14 protein-coding genes are annotated in these 17,900 nt (G+C 42.2%); 3 read left to right on the top strand and 11 right to left on the bottom strand.

Annotated elements, in window-relative coordinates; translation table 11 throughout:
- Nucleotides 1-123: 123 nt before the first annotated feature.
- The 9 genes from ACHSBP_RS16340 to ACHSBP_RS16300 all read right to left on the bottom strand — a co-directional run bounded on the left by ACHSBP_RS16340 (nt 124) and on the right by ACHSBP_RS16300 (nt 8,677).
- A complete protein-coding gene (locus tag ACHSBP_RS16340) occupies nt 124-831 on the bottom strand; it encodes a DUF3379 domain-containing protein (RefSeq protein WP_395389633.1) in 708 nt (235 codons plus the stop codon).
- Nucleotides 824-1,378: a sigma-70 family RNA polymerase sigma factor gene (locus ACHSBP_RS16335; RefSeq protein WP_010560696.1), complete on the bottom strand. Its 555-nt coding sequence runs from the start codon at nt 1,376-1,378 to the stop codon at nt 824-826. The genes ACHSBP_RS16340 and ACHSBP_RS16335 overlap by 8 nt, the downstream gene beginning before the upstream one ends.
- Before the next feature lie 10 nt (nt 1,379-1,388).
- A complete protein-coding gene (locus ACHSBP_RS16330) occupies nt 1,389-3,005 on the bottom strand; it encodes a BatD family protein (protein WP_395389631.1) in 1,617 nt (538 codons plus the stop codon).
- Nucleotides 2,999-4,891: a VWA domain-containing protein gene (locus ACHSBP_RS16325; RefSeq protein ID WP_395389630.1), complete on the bottom strand. Its 1,893-nt coding sequence runs from the start codon at nt 4,889-4,891 to the stop codon at nt 2,999-3,001. Before ACHSBP_RS16325 ends, ACHSBP_RS16330 begins: the two co-directional genes overlap by 7 nt.
- Complete coding sequence (locus ACHSBP_RS16320) at nt 4,888-5,868, bottom strand: vWA domain-containing protein (protein ID WP_395389629.1); 981 nt, start codon at nt 5,866-5,868, stop codon at nt 4,888-4,890. Before ACHSBP_RS16320 ends, ACHSBP_RS16325 begins: the two co-directional genes overlap by 4 nt.
- The gene (locus ACHSBP_RS16315; protein ID WP_395389628.1) at nt 5,861-6,322 is read right to left on the bottom strand and encodes a DUF4381 domain-containing protein; all 462 of its coding nucleotides are present in this window, start codon (nt 6,320-6,322) and stop codon (nt 5,861-5,863) included. The genes ACHSBP_RS16320 and ACHSBP_RS16315 overlap by 8 nt, the downstream gene beginning before the upstream one ends.
- A gap of 7 nt (nt 6,323-6,329) precedes the next feature.
- Nucleotides 6,330-7,262, bottom strand: a complete 933-nt coding sequence (locus tag ACHSBP_RS16310; protein ID WP_010560691.1) for a DUF58 domain-containing protein — start codon at nt 7,260-7,262, stop codon at nt 6,330-6,332.
- 7 nt (nt 7,263-7,269) lie between these two features.
- Nucleotides 7,270-8,226 carry an AAA family ATPase gene (locus ACHSBP_RS16305; RefSeq protein ID WP_395389627.1) on the bottom strand — a complete coding sequence of 319 codons (957 nt, stop codon included), beginning with the start codon at nt 8,224-8,226 and terminating at the stop codon, nt 7,270-7,272.
- 247 nt (nt 8,227-8,473) lie between these two features.
- On the bottom strand, nt 8,474-8,677 hold the full coding sequence (locus ACHSBP_RS16300; RefSeq protein WP_010560689.1) for a hypothetical protein: 204 nt from the start codon (nt 8,675-8,677) through the stop codon (nt 8,474-8,476).
- A 287-nt stretch (nt 8,678-8,964) separates the two neighbouring features.
- Here ACHSBP_RS16300 and fadI point away from each other — a divergent pair, with 287 nt between their 5' ends.
- The 3 genes from fadI to ACHSBP_RS16285 all read left to right on the top strand — a co-directional run bounded on the left by fadI (nt 8,965) and on the right by ACHSBP_RS16285 (nt 12,732).
- Nucleotides 8,965-10,275, top strand: coding sequence for an acetyl-CoA C-acyltransferase FadI (gene fadI / locus ACHSBP_RS16295; protein ID WP_054978506.1), 1,311 nt, complete (start codon nt 8,965-8,967; stop codon nt 10,273-10,275).
- Between the two features lies 1 nt (nt 10,276).
- Nucleotides 10,277-12,409 carry a fatty acid oxidation complex subunit alpha FadJ gene (fadJ, locus tag ACHSBP_RS16290; protein WP_395389626.1) on the top strand — a complete coding sequence of 711 codons (2,133 nt, stop codon included), beginning with the start codon at nt 10,277-10,279 and terminating at the stop codon, nt 12,407-12,409.
- 122 nt (nt 12,410-12,531) lie between these two features.
- Entirely contained in the window at nt 12,532-12,732 is a 201-nt protein-coding gene (locus ACHSBP_RS16285; RefSeq protein ID WP_010560686.1) for a hypothetical protein, read from the top strand.
- A gap of 18 nt (nt 12,733-12,750) precedes the next feature.
- Here the strand turns inward: ACHSBP_RS16285 and ACHSBP_RS16280 are convergent, their stop codons facing one another.
- On the bottom strand, nt 12,751-15,000 hold the full coding sequence (locus tag ACHSBP_RS16280; RefSeq protein ID WP_395389625.1) for an EAL domain-containing protein: 2,250 nt from the start codon (nt 14,998-15,000) through the stop codon (nt 12,751-12,753).
- Between the two features lie 46 nt (nt 15,001-15,046).
- On the bottom strand, nt 15,047-17,782 hold the full coding sequence (locus ACHSBP_RS16275) for an insulinase family protein (RefSeq protein ID WP_395389624.1): 2,736 nt from the start codon (nt 17,780-17,782) through the stop codon (nt 15,047-15,049).
- Nucleotides 17,783-17,900: the final 118 nt, after the last annotated feature.

The raw sequence follows: 17,900 nt of genomic DNA, 5'->3' as shown, positions 1-17,900 counted from the left end.
TAATCATTCTAGTGGGCTATACGTTTTGCTAACTGCGTTGGCATAACGTATAGCTTGCAGCCCTAAAAAAACAGCAGGTTAATACCTGCTGTTTTTTTTGTTTAAGCTAAATTCTATTTTTCATCAAATGCGCCATTGCAGTGAATTTTGCAATTTTTCATTGTAAGGTGAGAGTGCTTGGCCTTTTTCACCGAGTAAAATGAGATTTGCTTTATGACCTTGGTAAGTCGCACCATCAAATGATTCGTCCGAAAAATAAGACTCGGTACGATACTGATTCTCGCTTGGTACAATAAACAGTGTCATCGGGCCTTGCTCTGTTTGAAACACTAAATGCAGGCTTTTTTGCCCCTTAAAATCACAAAAGGTAAGGTAGCTTACTTGGTTTGGTAATTCGCTAAAATTACCACCAAAACTGGCAAGTTTTGCATTTACTTCTTGCAAACTAAAGTTGTGATTTACATTAGTAAGCGAGCTAGGCTCATGGTAAACATGAGCAAGTGCATGTTGCTCTAAATTAAGCGGTGCGCCCATATTTAAATAAGTGAACGACACGCCAAATAAAAACGCCACAGATGCTGCTAATGCTAAATGAACACGTGTTTTTTTACGCTGAGTTTGAAACGCATGCAATGACTGATTTAACACCAAGCGCTCAGCGAGATTCTCTGGCACAGGGATGTTAAGTGCTTGCTCAATGTCGTTATCGAGTGTTTTTAGCTCGTTACTAAATGCGTGTGCATCTGGGTCTGACTCAAGCGCATCGAGCACGTCTTTGTCGCTGGTATTTGGATCAGCATATAAACGACGTCGTAATTCTAATTCATCCATTGTTGATCCCCCTTTGTAAACTTGGTTGTAAATTGTCTTTCAATTGGTTGCGAGCACGAAATAGTCGTGTCATTACGGTGTTTTTGTTAAGTGATAAAATGGATGCGATTTCATCTCCACTAAACCCCATTACGACTTGCAGAAGCAAGGGTTCACGGTACTCTTCATCGAGTTGCATAATGCGTTTTTGCAGCTGTGAACGCTCTGCGTTTTGTTCCATATCGAGGGTTTGCGTATCGCATAGCGTATCTTGCTCAACATCGCTGTAATCAAATTGTTTACGCTCAAAACGACGCGCATTCTCACGACGTAAAATCGTGATTAACCATGCTTTAGCTGCTTGCTGGTCAAGTAGTGAATCAAGCGAGCGCCAAGCCCTCAAAAAAGTTTCTTGCACAAGGTCTTCGGCAACCGTTGGGTCACCTGCTAACCAGTATGCGAAGCGATATAGCTCTTTGTGATACACATTCACTAACGCTTCATATCGTTTTTGTTTATCAGCCATGTCAATTAAGACCTGACGTTGCTGTTTTTTCTTTCCAAACATTGAAACTATTTTAATAGAGTTGGGTTAACTCATTCTCGCTTTTGGTTTTTTTATTTAAATTATTTATCTGCTGGTAAATAAACTTTAGGTCGACCGCGTGATTTTTACCTGCGTATAAATTTGCTTGTAAGTGATTTACCGACTCAGCAAATTGCGAGTTGTTCACCATATTGTTGAGTTTAGTTAAATCTGCGCTGCCTGTATGTAGCTTACACAGCTTTACCAATTGATGATAAAACGCGCGTTGATTATTTTGTTTTAACGCTTCTTTGAGCTCAGGTAATGGGCTTGTGTTTTGCTTAGGTGTTACATCATTAGTGCGAATTTGTGTTGCTGGTTTGCGTTTTATCCACCAAATAATTAAGGTGATTAACCACAATGCATAGCCAAGAATGACTAGCGGCCAGTAGTAAAATGGGGTTTCAAACGTGGTTTTATTCGCTGTGTTTGTTTGCGTACTTTCAGGTAACGCGTTGTTCTGAATTGGCGCAGAGATGGCGGGTTGCACAAAGTTAGGATCACCAACCACAGTTAACTTGCGCTCAGGAAGTGTAGCGTACTCTGTGCGGTTGGTGATAATATTAAACCATGGTACGCGTACCTCTGGCAACGTGTAGTTGCCTGGCGCTTGTGGCATAAGCGCAAATGACTCTACTTTTTGTGAAATAACTTTACCATTTCGTACTAGGTTATTGCTTTCAGCTTGATCTGAATAGCTACGCACGCCATTAATTGTAGGTAAATTGATTTCTGGCAATTGTTCTTTAGTAATGCCAAGTGCCGTAACAGTAATGGTACGGGTAATTGGTTCACCAATTTGATAGCTCTGCTTTTCTGGTTGCCACTCTTCATTTAAGGTCACAAGTTCACTTGGTAACCAGTTGCCAGAACTACTTTGTGGAATAGGTTTAATGTTTAACTGAATATCTTTACCCACAGCACTTGCCGCACGAGTACGGTAATTGTCGCGAATACGGCCTTTAAAGTAGGGTGACTTAATAGTGTATTGACCGCTTTTTTGCGGTTGAATAAGGTAATTTCGCTCAATAATTAAATAACGAATGCCATCAATAATTTCGTAACTCTCTTTTTGTTTACCAAGCTGGGATACATTAGCGGTTTCTAGCTCTGGAGAGCCTAATTGCCCCTCAGTTAAGTCGTTGGCAAGGAATAATTTAACGGTATATACGCCAGCTTGCTGCACGTATAACGTATCGCTTTGCATGCTTGTTTCGATATACACATCTTTGCTTTGATTATCAGCGGTTGAAGATGGCACGACTTTAACGCTAAGCGGATTAGATTGCATGTTGGCAACAGAAAAACTGGGTATTTCATACGTGCCAGGGTTACGTGCCATTAATTCCACTTGCCACTGTGTGGTGTGATTTACTTGGCCGTTAATTATGCTGGTGTTGCTGCGCACTGATGTAGGGCCTACTACAAAGTTTTTTAAGAGTGGTGTGGTATCGGGTTGTTCACCTTTTACATTTTGTTCAGCACGAATTGTCAAATTAAAGAACTCACCGGCTAATACAGGGTTGCGATCAACACTGGCAGTGAGTGCTGCTATCGCTTGCAAAGGCAGTAATACAAGGCTAACTAAAACAACTAAGCGACTTACCATGACTTCTCAACTCCTTGCTGCTGGATGCGCTGACGATATCTTTTTTGACTTTCTAATTTCATTTTATTGCGTAACAAAATAGCCGGATCATCCGGTACTTTGCGTAGTAGCTGATTAATAATCTGGACTTGCTCTTTTTCTTCAGGGGTTAGCTCGGGCGCTGGCGTAGCCTGCTGTTGTGGCATTTGCTGCTCAGCTTGTTGCTGTTGTTCAGCTTGTTGCTCAGCTTCACCCTCTGGCTGTTGTTCAGACTCTTTATCTGAAGGGTTAGCGTGTTGTTCTTTTTGCTGTTGTTGCTCAGGGGAACTCTCAGCTTTCATATCCGGCTGATTGTTATTTTCTTGCCTTTCACCTTCGCTTTTCTCGCCATTTTGATTTTGCTGGTCTTGAGATTCAGATTGCTCACCATTTTGCTGGTTTTGCTCATTTGATTGCTGGTTTTGTTGGCCAGATTGTTGGTCTTGTTGTTGCTGATTGTCGCTTTGTTGTTGCTTGTCTTGCTCTTGGTTTTCACCATCTTGAGATTTTTGATTTTGCTGCTGTTGCTTCAAATCTTCTAATAAGGCTTTATTTTCTTGCGCTTGCTTAAATTCAGGTTGCTGGGCTAAGGCTTTGTCATAAGCCTCAATCGCTTCATCAAAACGATTTAATTTTGCTAAGGCGTTACCTTGATTATAAAGTCCCTCTGCGCTGCCATCTTGCTTAAACTTTTTGAGCGCGTTTTCGAAATCACCTTGTTGGTAAAGCGCAGAGCCTGATAAATTCGCAGTCTTAGCGTTACTTGCGGCTTTATAATCTTGTTGTTGATACGCTTGATGCGCTTTTTGCTCGTCATTTAACAACCAGCTCGGTAGTGACGATGCGTAACTGACACCTGGTTTAAATACAAATAGGCAGCAAAGGCCTAATAAAAATTTAGGTTGGTGTTTTAACATCATAAAACCGAGTGGTATAAGTAAAAATACTAAGTAAATACCGCCATCAATGGGTTGTTGGCTGGTTTGCTCTCGCTTTACCACATCGTCTTGGTTAGTGTTTGTAGGCTTAAATAGCGCAAGATCGGCATCACTTACTTGATAGTAATTAAACTTACCACCCGTATTTGAGGCAAGTTGTTGTAATAGGCTAAAGTTGGCTTTTGGAATAACAATCTGCCCGTAGTTATCTTTTAAAAAACCTTCGTTTGGCAATTGAATTGGCGCGCCTTGTTCGGTAGCTACCGCATAGATATTGAGTTTGATATTGTGCTTATTTAATAGTTTCTCAATGTCACGGCTTTCATCAAAATCATCAATACCATCAGTGATCCAATAAATCTCGCCATTGGTCACGCTTGCTTGGTTCAGTAACTCGACCGCTAAATTGATACCAGCAAAGATGTTGCTACCCGGCACAGGCATAATTTCTGGGCTTAAACTCGGAATGAGGTTGGCGAGCGTTTGGTGATCTGACGTCAGTGGTGAAATGGTGTAAGCATCGTTACTGTACGCCACAAGTGCTAAGTCACTTTCTTTCAGAATATCGGTCAGTGTAAGTGCTTTAAAACGTGCCTGTGTTAAGCGATTTGGCTTTATGTCTTGGCTGTACATTGAGCGAGACATGTCCATCACTAGCACGCGTGCATGTTTGCTTTGATAAACTGGTAATGGTTGTGATTGCCAGCTCGGCCCTGCAAGTGCGACAGCACTGACAAGCAAAAATAAGCTTAACCACAGAGAATTGGTTTTGCTGTGTTTGGTTTCACCATCTAACAGAAATTGTGCAAGGTGAGGGGCGATAGGACTATTGCTAATATGTTTGCGTTTTTTAATAAACTGCAATGCCATTACCAAGGCAACTAACGGTAATAGGTAAAAGGCTTCAGGGCGAATAAATTCTAACGTCATGCGCCACTCCGTGTTGTTAAACTGCGAATACTATTTACTAATGTTTGCGTGAATAGTAGTAGCACTGCGATAAATAATGGAATATAAAACAACGCTTTTTGCGGTCTAACGGTTTCACTGTTATCGCTAATGGGTTCTAACTGATCAAGCATTTGATAAATGCGTTGTAAACTCGCCACGTCGGTTGCGCGAAAGTATTGGCCACCGGTATCACGTGCAATTTCTGTTAATAAGCCTTCATCTAATGCGCTACCACGCTGCATTTGAAAGCCAAAAAAGTTTGATTGGCTGTCGGCACCTACACCAACGGTATATACTTTGATTCCCGCATCCTTAGCAAGGATCAGCGCTTCTTCTGGGCTTAAATTACCAGCGGTATTTTGTCCGTCGGTTAACAAAATAAGTATGCGGTTACCATCTTCTTTTAATGCAAACCGTTTTACAGCAAGGCCGAGTGCGTCGCCGATTGCGGTGGCTTGACCCACCAAGCCAATTTGCGCTTCTTCTAGCATTTTAGCTACTGTGGTTAAGTCGCGGGTAAGTGGCGTTTGCAAAAAAGCGGTATCGGCAAATAAAATAAGGCCTAGACGATCGCCAGTGCGGGCCGTAATAAATTCGTTAAGTACTGCTTTAACTACAGATAATCTGTCAATGTACTGCCCCTGATATTGCATATCTTGCTCACGCATTGAGGTAGATAAATCGACAGCCAGCATAATTTCACGCCCTTCGTTGGGTAACTGGATCGGTTCGCCATAGTACTTAGGGTGCGCTAGGGCAACGCATAAACATGCCCAAATAAGCCAAGGCCAAAGTGAAAAACGTGTTGGTTGCGATATGTTACCGGTTTGCACTACTGGGTTATGGTAAAGCGCTGTTGTTCTAACGGTTGCGACTTGTTTGTTTTTTTGTAACTTACGCAGTAAAAACGGCAGTGGCAATAATAAAGAAGCAAATGGCCAAGCAAACTCAAACATTAATCGCTCCTTTTACTTTAAAACGATTAATAGCCTGTGTCAGCTTGTTATGGAAATCGGTAAGTGGTTCATTATTTTCGGCTTGATATAAGCGCATTAGCTGATCATTGCTGAGCGTTGTTTTTGATGTTGCGGCGACAAGCTCAAGCCATTTTTCACCACTTTGACTGGCAGCTTCTGCGCCATAGTAGTGTTTTACAAGACGTTTCAATAACAAATGCAACGCCTGAACATTATCTAAATTGCAAGATTGATATGCTTTACTTTCTTTAATTGCTTGTTTTTTAGCTTTATTGAGTAAGTGACGTTGGTAAATTGCATAGCTGGCAATAACGAGTAGCAATAGGGCTACTGCAATGATTGCTATTGCGGGCAGCGAAAGAGGCCACCAAGGCACTGTCGCAGGTGCGATAACATCATGCAAATTATCTAACGGAGATGTTGGTGTCGCCATTAAATCATTATCCCTTTAATTGTTCGGTGATTGATTGCGCTGCACTAAAAGGCATCAGCGCTAACCCTGATTTATGTAATAGCTGATAGAGCGCATTTTGTTGGGCATTGGCTTTTGCCGCATAGCTTTCGCGAAATTTAGCGTTAGCCAGCGGTAAACTTGCTTGGCGATTACCTGATTTTAGTGAAAGTTGCTCGCCAACATTCGGCAGCGCACGTTCCATAGGGTCAAAAATAGGGCAGGCAATTAACTCGCAGTGGCGGGTTAATAACAGCAATTGCTTTGCCATATCTTCACTTAAATGATGAAAATCCGAAATGAGATATACCAAGGAGCCTGGTTTTGCTAAGTGTACTAAACGATTTAATTGATCATTTAGCGTTTGCGATTCGCCGTCGAGTTTACTGCTTAATGCTGCTTGGTGGGCAAGTTGTAAATTATGAAACAGCTTTAATGCAGCACTTTGACGTGAAGCGGGCTTTAGCTCCCAATGGGCATTATGATTAAACACTAACCCGCCAACGCGATCGCCGCGCTGAACGGCACTCCAAGCAATCAGTGCACTTAAATGAGCCGCTTGCACAGATTTTAAAAGTAACTGAGAGCCAAAGATCATGCTGTCGCTAAAGTCAGTCAAAATAAAAACGGGGCGTTCTTTTTCTTCCTGAAATAGCTTGGTATGGGCGATTCCTGTACGAGCGGTAACACGCCAGTCGATGGCACGTACATCATCACCCGGTTGATAATGCCGAACTTCGGCAAATTCCATACCTCGGCCTTTATGTGGCGCAAGATATTGACCGGCATTGTGGTGCTTCACTTTGCGTTTTGGCGTTAGCTCAAGCAAGGTGGTTTTGTTGTGATACGCCATCAACTCATTGAGCGAGAGCTCCACACCATTGCTTTGCAGTTCGGCGAGTTGTGCAGTTTGTGTATTCATAATGGGATTAAGGTGCTACCACGCGCGCGATTATCTCGGCGAGCACATCATCTTTGCTTACGCCATCAGCTTGCGCTTCGTAAGATAAAATAATGCGGTGACGTAGCACATTAGCAAATACACTTTGAATATCTTCAGGTGCGACAAAATCACGACCGGCGAGCCATGCATGCGCTCGGGCACAGCGATCAAGCGCAATTGTGGCGCGCGGACTTGCGCCGTACTCTATCCAGCGGCCTAACTCTGGGCTTAACTTTTCAGCTTGGCGTGTTGCGATTATTAGCTGCACAAGATAGCGTTCAAGTGGTTCTGATAAATGCAGTGAAAGCACTTGCTTGCGCGATTCAAACAAGGTTTGTTGCGAAATTTTTGGTGCTTTAACTTGCTCTTCTGACAGCGCTTCACCACGGGTTAGGCGTAGTATGTCGAGCTCGTTTTGTGCGTCTGGATAATCAATACTAAGGTGCAATAAAAAACGGTCAAGCTGCGCCTCTGGAAGCGGGTAGGTCCCTTCTTGCTCTAGCGGGTTTTGCGTTGCCATAACAAGAAATAATTCTGGCAGTGGGTAAGTTTTTTTACCTACCGTGATTTGCCTTTCTGCCATGGCCTCTAATAAGGCTGACTGAACTTTTGCTGGCGCACGGTTAATTTCATCAGCGAGCACAAGGTTATGAAACAACGGTCCTGCTTCAAAGACAAATTCGCTGGTTTGCTGGCGATAAATATCGGTTCCTGTGATATCTGCCGGCAATAAATCGGGGGTAAATTGTACGCGTTGGAAATTGCCTTCAACACCTTTTGCCAACGCATTTACTGCACGGGTTTTAGCAAGACCTGGAGGACCTTCAACAAGTAGGTGTCCATCAGCAAGTAATGCTAGTAAAAGTGCTTGAGTAAGTTCTGGTTGGCCAATGATTTGGCTGTCTAAATAATTTTGTAGCTGAACAAACGCTGATACCGCCATGTTAGTCGCTATCCTTATTGTTTTAATTGGCTTAAATAGTTCTTAACCGCTAGATTATACTTAAGCTGTTAGTTAAGCCAAGGGCTTACGTTAATAAATGTATCGGGAAAAATTAGGTGTGTTGATCTTCGCATTTGTTTTATGAGGCAAGAACAACAGAGGCTAAGATGGTGGCAGTAATAAAAAGTTCAAAAAAAGCTGCATAGGAAATGCAGCTTGGCAGTGATAATGTCAACACATGTGCGCATTAGGCGCTTTCGTTGCTATTTTGTTCGCTTTGCATTTTGCGGTATTTTAAACCGTCGATAACAAGTTCCAGAATGGGACGTTTTTCACCATTGTACCAATTATTAGCTGTACGCTTGCTAAGTGCACCTTGGGTTTGTTCTGAAATCGTGTTAGCGGTCCATTGCGTGCCTAGCTCCAGTTTTATGTATTGAGTTAGCTTCATAGCGCTCTCCATCTAACGTGTTTGTAATATGGAAATTGTTACTTTTATTTCGGTGAAAAAACAGATAGCCCCCGTAATCCTTTGTTTTAATTTGTGATCAAATGTTATTCAATGAATGTTGGGATTAAAGCGATAGCTGGCAGAAGACTTTTACCGCGATCACAGCAAAGGGAAGTCGGCAAGGGTGGTTGACAAAAACTTACGCTTTGCTATTGGCAAACAAAGATACCTTGTTTAGAATCAATAAACTTGATAACAGGTCAGACCTGTAACCAGAGGAACAACCTATGTCTGAACAAAATATACTAAAAACAACAAAAGGCGACCGAATTGCCGTTGTCAGCGGATTGAGAACTCCATTTGCAAAACAAGCTACTTACTTCCACCACGTACCTGCATTAGATATGGGAAAAATGGTTGTAAATGAAATGCTTGAACGCATGAATCTTGATAAAAATGAAATCGATCAGCTGGTTTTCGGACAGGTTGTTCAAATGCCAGAAGCGCCAAATATTGCGCGTGAAATTGTACTGGGTACTGGCATGCCAGTATCGGTAGATGCGTATTCTGTGTCACGTGCATGTGCAACTAGTTTCCAAGCAGTTGCCAACGTAGCCGAATCAATTATTGCCGGTTCTGTAAATGTCGGTATTGCTGGCGGTGCGGATTCATCATCTGTTTTACCAATTGGCGTAAGTAAAAAATTAGCTGGTAGCCTTGTTGATTTAAATAAAGCACGCACCTTTGGTCAGCGCTTTAAAATTCTTTCGAAATTGCGCTTCAAAGATTTACTGCCAGTACCACCTGCGGTAGCTGAATACTCAACGGGCCTTTCCATGGGCCAAACCGCAGAGCAAATGGCAAAAACTCATAACATTAGCCGAGCTGATCAAGATGCAATGGCGCATCGTTCACACTCGCTTGCGGCAAAAGCCTGGAATGACGGTTTACTAAGCAACGAAGTAATGACTGCACATGTGCCGCCTTACAAAGGTTTCCTTGATCGCGATAACAACATTCGTGAAAACTCAACAGTTGAAGGCTACGCAAAATTACGTCCGGTATTTGATCGCCAACACGGTTCAGTTACGGCTGCAAATGCAACGCCACTAACTGATGGTGCGGCAGCTGTGTTAATGATGAGCGAATCAAAAGCGAAAGCACTTGGTTACCCAATCTTAGGTTATATTCGTAGCTTCGCGTTTAGCGCGATTGACGTACATGAAGATATGTTAATGGGTCCTGCACACTCAACGCCAATGGCGCTTGATAGAGCGGGCATCACGTTACAAGATCTTGATTTAATTGAAATGCACGAAGCATTCGCAGCTCAAGCACTTGCTAACATGAAGATGTTTGGCTGTGATAAATTTGCCCAAGAGAAGTTGGGCCGTTCTAAGGCGATTGGCGAAATCGATATGGATAAGTTTAATGTAAACGGTGGTTCACTCGCTTACGGTCACCCATTTGCAGCAACAGGCGCACGCTTAATTACACAAAGCTTAAATGAATTAAATCGTCGTGGCGGTGGCCTTGCATTAACAACAGCATGTGCTGCAGGTGGTTTAGGTGCGGCATTCGTTTTAGAGGGAGCATAGTATGACAGCTGAACAAGCGAACTCAGTATTTGATTTTAAGGTTAATGATGACAACATTGCGATTGTCACCATTGACGTAGCAGGGGAAAAAATGAATACCCTGCGCGACAGCTTTGTTGATGACCTTAATGCGGTTATTAAACAAGGTGTTGAGCAAAATATTAAAGGCATGGTATTCATCAGCGGTAAGCCAGATAATTTTATCGCAGGCGCTGATATTAAAATGTTGGATAACGCGAAAACTCGCGATGACGCGCTGTATTTATCACAAACGTGTCACAGCGTATTTGCTGAATTAGTAAAACTACCTTTCCCAACCGTTGCAGCAATGAATGGTGCAACCTTAGGTGGTGGTTTAGAGTTTGCACTGGCGTGCGATTATCGTGTTGCAAGTGATGCCAGTAATACCAAGTTAGGCCTGCCTGAAGTACAGTTAGGCTTATTGCCTGGCGGTGGCGGTACACAACGTTTACCTAAACTGGTAGGGATTCAAAAAGCACTTGAATGGACACTAACAGGTAAACAAGTGCGTCCTAAACAAGCTAAAAAAGCAGGCCTTGTTGATGATGTAGTACCTAATAGTGTACTACTTGATGTGGCGCTTAAATTTGCTGTTAAAGGCAAGCGTAAGAGCATTAAGCCAAAGCTTGGTAAAGTGTCTCAATTACTCGAGTCGAACCCATTTGGTCGCAATATTATCTTCAAAAAAGCAACTGAAAATGTTGAGAAGAAAACAGGCGGTCACTATCCAGCGCCATTTGCCATAATTAAAGCAATTCGTGCTGCTGCTGAAATGGCACCAGCTAAAGGCTATGAAATTGAAGCGCAAGGCTTTGCTGATCTGGTAATGAGCAAAGAGTCAAAAGCGCTTCGTGGTATTTTCTTTGCCACCACTGAAATGAAAAAAGAGTGGAATGAGCAATCGCAGCCAACTGAAAATGTTGCTGTGCTAGGCGGTGGTTTAATGGGCGCTGGTATTGCACATGTGAGTGCATGTAAAGCAGGTGCCCGTGTACGTGTGAAAGACATTGCACAAAAAGGCATTTCTGGTGCACTTAACTACAGCTTTAAAATTCTGAATAAAAAGCAAAAACGCCGTATTTTATCTAAAGCTGAATTGCAGCTTCAAATGGCACGTATTACGGGTGGCACCGATTACGCTGGTTTTGAAAATACCGATATCGCTATTGAAGCGGTATTTGAAGATCTAAAACTGAAGCAAAGCATGGTTGCAGATATCGAAGAAAATTGTAATGAAAATACAATCTTTGCGTCGAACACATCTTCGCTGCCAATAGGTCAAATTGCTGAAAATGCAGCGCGTCCTGAAAATGTAATTGGTCTTCATTATTTCTCACCGGTTGAAAAAATGCCACTAGTGGAAATTATTCCTCATGAGAAAACAGCGAAAGAAACCATTGCGCGCGTTGTAAACTTTGCTCGCAAGCAAGGTAAAACACCGATTGTTGTAAAGGACAAAGCCGGTTTTTATGTAAACCGTATTTTAGCGCCTTACGTTAACGAAGCGGCAAACTTATTACTTGCTGGTGAGCCAATTGAAAAGATTGACGAAGCCTTAGTCGAGTTTGGTTTCCCAGTAGGCCCAATGACACTACTTGATGAAGTAGGCATTGATATTGGCTCGAAAATCGCGCCAATTCTTGAAAAAGAGCTGGGTGAGCGTTTTAAAGCACCAGATGCTTTCTCACGCTTAATTGATGCGGGTCGCTTAGGTCGTAAAAGTGGTAGAGGCTTTTTTGTTTACGATAAGAAAGATAAAAAAGTCGATGAGTCTGTGTATGAATTGCTTGGCGTTAGTAAAAATCCACGCTTGAATAAAGAAGAAATTGCAGAGCGTTGTGTTGCGCAAATGCTAAACGAAGCGGCACGCTGCTTAGATGAAGGCATTATTACAAGTGCACGCGATGGTGATATTGGCGCAATATTTGGTATTGGTTTCCCACCGTTCCTGGGCGGTCCATTTAGTTACATGGATTCGTTAGGTGCAGGGCATTTAGCATCGCGCTTAGCAACATTTGCAGAGTACAATAAGCACTTTACACCGTGCGAGCCATTAATCGCGATGGCAGAAGCTAAAGCAGCGTTTTATACGGAGCAGGCAAGCGCAAGTTAAGGGTTCTTGTTCAGTAAACGTTTAGTATAGATTTCACCCTGAAAGCTCAATTAATCATCGATTTTTTGAGCTTTTTTTTGTACTATAGCGCCCCGATTTTATGTTGTGCTTGGTGAGAAGCGATGCTTTGGTATTTATTCGCGTTATTAATTATTAATGGTTATATGAGCGCTGTTGTGGCGGGCCGCTTTGGGTTAGTTGGCAAGCGCTGGGCGATCGCGGGGTTATTAACTGGGCCTGCGGTATATAGTGTAATTAATGTTAAACAGCGAATGTTACTAAGAAAGTCACTAGGCTTTGTTTTTACACGTATTAGTGCATAAATCAGAGCGCCTAGTGTGTTATTGCACTAGGCTCAGCTTTACTTCTTGTTCCAAATCTCTTGGCGGCAAATGCGCTTCTTTACAGCGAGCTAGTAGAAACTGTTCAAATTGCTCATGTGAAAGCGGTTTAGAGTAAAAATAGCCTTGCACTGTCGCGCAGTTTAGTTCTTTTAATTGCTCCACTTGATCTTCGTACTCAACACCTTCAGCTACCACAGATAAGCCAAGGTTGTGGGCAATCGTCACGATTGAATCGACCATATTCTTACCTTTTTCATTGCCCATGTCGTCAATAAAGGCTTTATCAACTTTTAGGGTGTTTAGCGGAAATTGTTTAAGATAAGCGAGTGATGAATAACCCGTGCCGAAATCGTCGATTGCTAAATGAATACCGCGAGCACTTAGCGTATTCATAATGCGAATAGCATCTTTTGGATCTTCCATGATAGTGCCTTCGGTGATTTCGAGTTCTAAATAGTACGACGCGAGTCCTTCACGTTTTAGTATTTTATCAATACTGCCAATGAGATCTGGCTGCATAAACTGTTTTGCGGAAAGGTTCACTGCCACACGACCATCAAATAAACCGCGGTTAATCCAGTCTTTTACATCGCGACAGGCTTTTTCGAGCACCACTTCACCTACTTCAACAATTTGGCCTGTTTCTTCAGCGATTGGAATAAATTGGGCTGGGCTTATTAGGCCCTTATTTGGTGTAATAAAGCGCACTAGCGCTTCCATGCCGACAAGTTCGCCACTGTTAATGTCCATTTTAGGCTGGTAGAACACTTTAAAGTGGTCTTCTTTTAAGCCATAACGAATTAAGTTTTCGATTTGTAGGCGTTTAACCGCTTGGCGGTTCATGGCATCGTTAAAGAACAAGTAACGATTACCATGTTGTTTTGCATGGTACATTGCCGTGTCTGCGTTTTTAAGCAGTAGTTCTGGTGTATTACCATCTTCAGGGAAGAGCACAATGCCCACACTTGAGGTGATCACCAGCTCGTGCCCAGACATATGGAATGGTGCTTCAATCAGCGCTAAAAAGCTTTTGGCAGCTTGTGTAATGGTATGAATATCATTAGTGTTTTGCATTACAAGTGCAAATTCATCACCGCCTAGGCGATAGAACTGGTCGCGCTCACGAGTGCGTTTGGATAGACGCGATGCTAAACGGCACAATAAAATATCACCTGCGTGATGGCCTAAACTATCGTTAATTTTTTTAAAGTTGTCTAAATCAAATACTAATAATGCATGGCGGTTTTTGCTACCGACAAGGGATTTCATATTACTAAAGAACTGATTACGGTTTGGCAGGCCGGTTAAGCGATCGCGATTGGTCAGTTTTTGCAGTGCCAATTCAGTTTGCTTGTTGTCGGTGACATCGTTGTAAACTGCAATGTAGTGGCGCAGATTGCTCTTTTTGTTATCAATGCGGTCAATAGAAAGTGAGAAAAACGTGCTTTGCTTGTCTTTGCTAAATGTTAGTTCTTTGTGCCAGTGCGATTTTTTTTGTATTGCTTTGTACAGCTGGCTTGTTTTTGTTTTGTCGTAACCTGGAAGTCGGTAAGGGGTGCCAATGTGATTTGCAGTAGTGCCGCCAAAATAGCTTAAGTAGGCCTGATTTACTTCGACAATATTAAAGTTTGCATCAAAAATAACAATAGGGTCAGAGAGGTTTTCAATACAGTTTGCCAGTAAATTTAAACGTTCTTGGGTTTGTTTCACCGAACCAATATCTTTGACCGTGCCCATCATTCTAAGTGGTTTTAAGTCCGTATCCGTTTCAATTACGCGGCCTTTATCGAGTACCCAACGCCAATCGCCATTTGCATCTTTCGCACGGTAACTCGCTTCGAAATGCGAAATTTCCCCTGACAGGTGTTTTTTAAGAATTTGTTCAACGTGCGGTAGATCAGATGGGTGGATATTTGATTTATTAGGTGGTAAATCGGGAGTGTGGTCAATGGCATTAAATAAACCGTCATTAATGCGCTCTAGGCGATGTTCACTAATGTGCCAATCCCAAACAGCATCGCCACTTGCTAATATACTGTTTTTAAATCGATGTTCTGAACGTTTTAAGGCAAGTTGCGAGCGTCGCAGGCGCAAAACAGCAACCAGCGCTATCAGCAAACTTAATGTTGCGAGCGCAAGTGGGATCACCAGCTTGGAGTCTAGCAGCGTGGGTTGGTGTGCATCGCTTGAAAAAGCAGTAAACAAACCAGTAAACCCAGCAATTATTTTTATTATTTTATTGGGCATTGGCTTAACGCATTGTATTTAACCCCCTTACACTAAGGGATTGTCTTTATGGTGTCAAAGCTTGTTTAACCGATTGTGAACTAGTTGCTTGTTTTGCGGCCTTTTCTTTGGTTTTTAGCTCAAGACGTGTACTATTTTCGCTAAATAAACGTTTGCTATAACTTACTAATTGCGCCTTACTTAATTGCAATAGCGCAGTTTTTAACTGGTACTGCATATTAAATTGGCCATCACCATTGCCGATTGCAAGCCAAAACCGCTGTGATTTAAGACGTAGGTTCTTATCTTTTTCAACAATTTGCATCATTAATGCTTGTTTGGCTTGTTGCCAATCTTCATCGCTCATGGCGTTAATTTTCTGATGATAGTTGGCTAAAAAGTGATTGCTGTGTTGGGCTAAAATATCGGACGCGATTTCTGGCGACTGAATATAAAATGCGATACCAGCGCGATTATTTAAAGGCGCAAAGCCTGAGCCAACTAAATAGCCAAGCTGTTTTTCGGTACGCATATCGTGGAAGTAGTCTTGGCTGATTAAATGGTTTAGTGCCATTAACCTGATTTTTTCGCTGATTGAATCAGAGCTTGCTTGGAAGTAACTTACCAGCGCATTGTCAGGATGCGGCACATCGTGGGTTTGCTCTTGTTTGTTATCTAACGTTACGATAGGGCGGTTTAAATCAGCAATAGTGGTGCGTGTTTTTAGTTTTTCTCTGATTAATGCTACACAATCGTCGGCTTCTAATGGTGTCCAGTTGCCATGCATTAAAATTTGACAGTGCAGGGCTTCAAATAACTGACTACAAAATGCGTTAAATTCACAGAAACTGATTTGTTCAATCGCTTCGGCAAGTTTTAACGGCGTTGGATTCCACGGTAGCAATGTAGCGCTCAGTTCTGAGAATAAAAGACTAACCGGTTTACTTTGGTTGCCATTTTGCCAATGGCGAACAAGCTGACGTTGGTATTCATAAAAGCGAATTGAATCAAATTTACAGATCAATAACTCATTTAAAATTTCACCGATTAATTCAATTTGATTACCACTTAACCCCCAAGTGTGCAGCGTTAAACCGCCTTGGTGAGCTGAAAGCTGATAATTAATGCCCGCTAATTCAGCCGGATAAAATTGCTCAGCGACTTTATCCATAAAAAGGTCAGCAAACAGGCGTGTCATCGCCATATTTTTAACGTTTTGCACCGTAATTTCACTGTCTAGCGCCAAGTAAAAATGACCTTTGGCGACTCTAAAGGTGGAATCTTGTTTATACCAAAATTCGAACGTGTCGCTTGAAACGCGTTTTTCCGGTGTTTTATGTTTATGCTCTATCGGATGCAGCACAACCGGCTTTGTTAAATAAGGGTTGCTGGTTGGCAGGGTTAGTTCAACGGCGTTCGCATCTACTTTTTCCAGTGAGTCTAACCAAGGTTGCGATATTTTTTTGATGCTGTAAGGCGTACCATACCACTTTGCGTTGACATCGGTTGGCACGTCAGGGTGGATATGAATCAGGCGCATATTATTGGCATTTAACAGCGTGAACACATTATCAAACTGATCACGGTTAAAGCCTGTCATTATGTAATCGCCATAAATTAAGTGCTCATCTGGATAGTGATGCATATTGACACTTAAACTATTAACCCAATCCAGTACGCGGGATTTCTCTTGATTATTAAACGCGATGTCCATCAGCACTTTTTTATCTTGGTAAAGGCGCTCTAATAGCGGGGTTTCGGCTTTGGCAATCAGCTGCAGGTAACAAAACAGGTATTCCACAATGGCGGTTTTATGTTTTTCGCCTTCGTCGGTCAGTGCAATACTAATGTTAAAATCTTTAAAGTTACTGCCATTAATACCACCACCGGCACTGAGCCCGTTAATCCATCCCGCTTTTTTTAACACCGAATAAAGTGAGCATACGCCTTCGTAGCCAATTAGGTGGGCGATAAAGCTTACTGTTTTTTCGCGGTAAAAATTATCAATACTGGGCAGCGCAAACGATACAATGAGCTTTTGCATATGTTTGTGTGGCTCAATATAAATTGACTGGCACATGTTTTCAGGCAGATAAAGTGGTGCTTCAATATTGGGTTTTTCGCGTTTAGGGTTGCCACTAAGGCAATTAAATAGTTGCGCTATTTTAACCTTCATGAGTTCGCAAGGCGTATTGCTTGAAATCACTAGGGTCATGTTTTGTGCTTGGTAGTGTTTTAAAAAGAAAGCGCGGATCTCTTCGCTAATACATTCGTTTTTATTAACTAAGGTTTGATGGTTGCCGACCGAAAATTTTGCAAATGGGTGGGCACTGTTACACGTTTCTTTATGGACTTGGTAAATGCGACGTGAATCGTCTTTCAGCTTTAATTTAAATTCTGCATCAATGGCATTGCGCTCTTTCTCACATGCAGACGGTAAAATAAGCGGCGCATGAAAAATATCAGCAAACTGACTAAGCGCTTGTAAAAAGTGTTCGTTCAGGACTTCAAAAAAGTAACTCGAATGCTCTGTGCCTGTCCACGCGTTACAATTACCGCCATGATGCGATAAAAATTGTGAAAAAGAGCCGGGCTCAGGGTATTTTTCTGAACCTAAAAATAGCATGTGCTCTAAGAAGTGTGCTAAACCTTGACGGCTGATAGGGTCGTCGAAGTGTCCGCAATTTACGGTAAGTGACGCCGCTGATTTATCGCTGGCAGCGTCTTCAATCACTAAGATTTTTAGACCATTGTCCAGTTTTAGGGACTGATAAATTCTGCTATCATTGCTGCTGGTTATCAAGGTTTGCTCCGTATCTAATAAAGAAAAGAATAATCGCTTATCAACACGATTGAAGTGGATCTGGAAGCAACACAGCTAAACTAAAAACTACCTGAGTTTTTATTGCTTTAAAGCTAAT

Source organism: Pseudoalteromonas sp. XMcav1-K, assembly GCF_044005875.1.
Taxonomy (GTDB): Bacteria; Pseudomonadota; Gammaproteobacteria; order Enterobacterales; family Alteromonadaceae; genus Pseudoalteromonas; species Pseudoalteromonas spongiae.
This window is presented reverse-complemented; position numbering and strand designations above follow the sequence as displayed.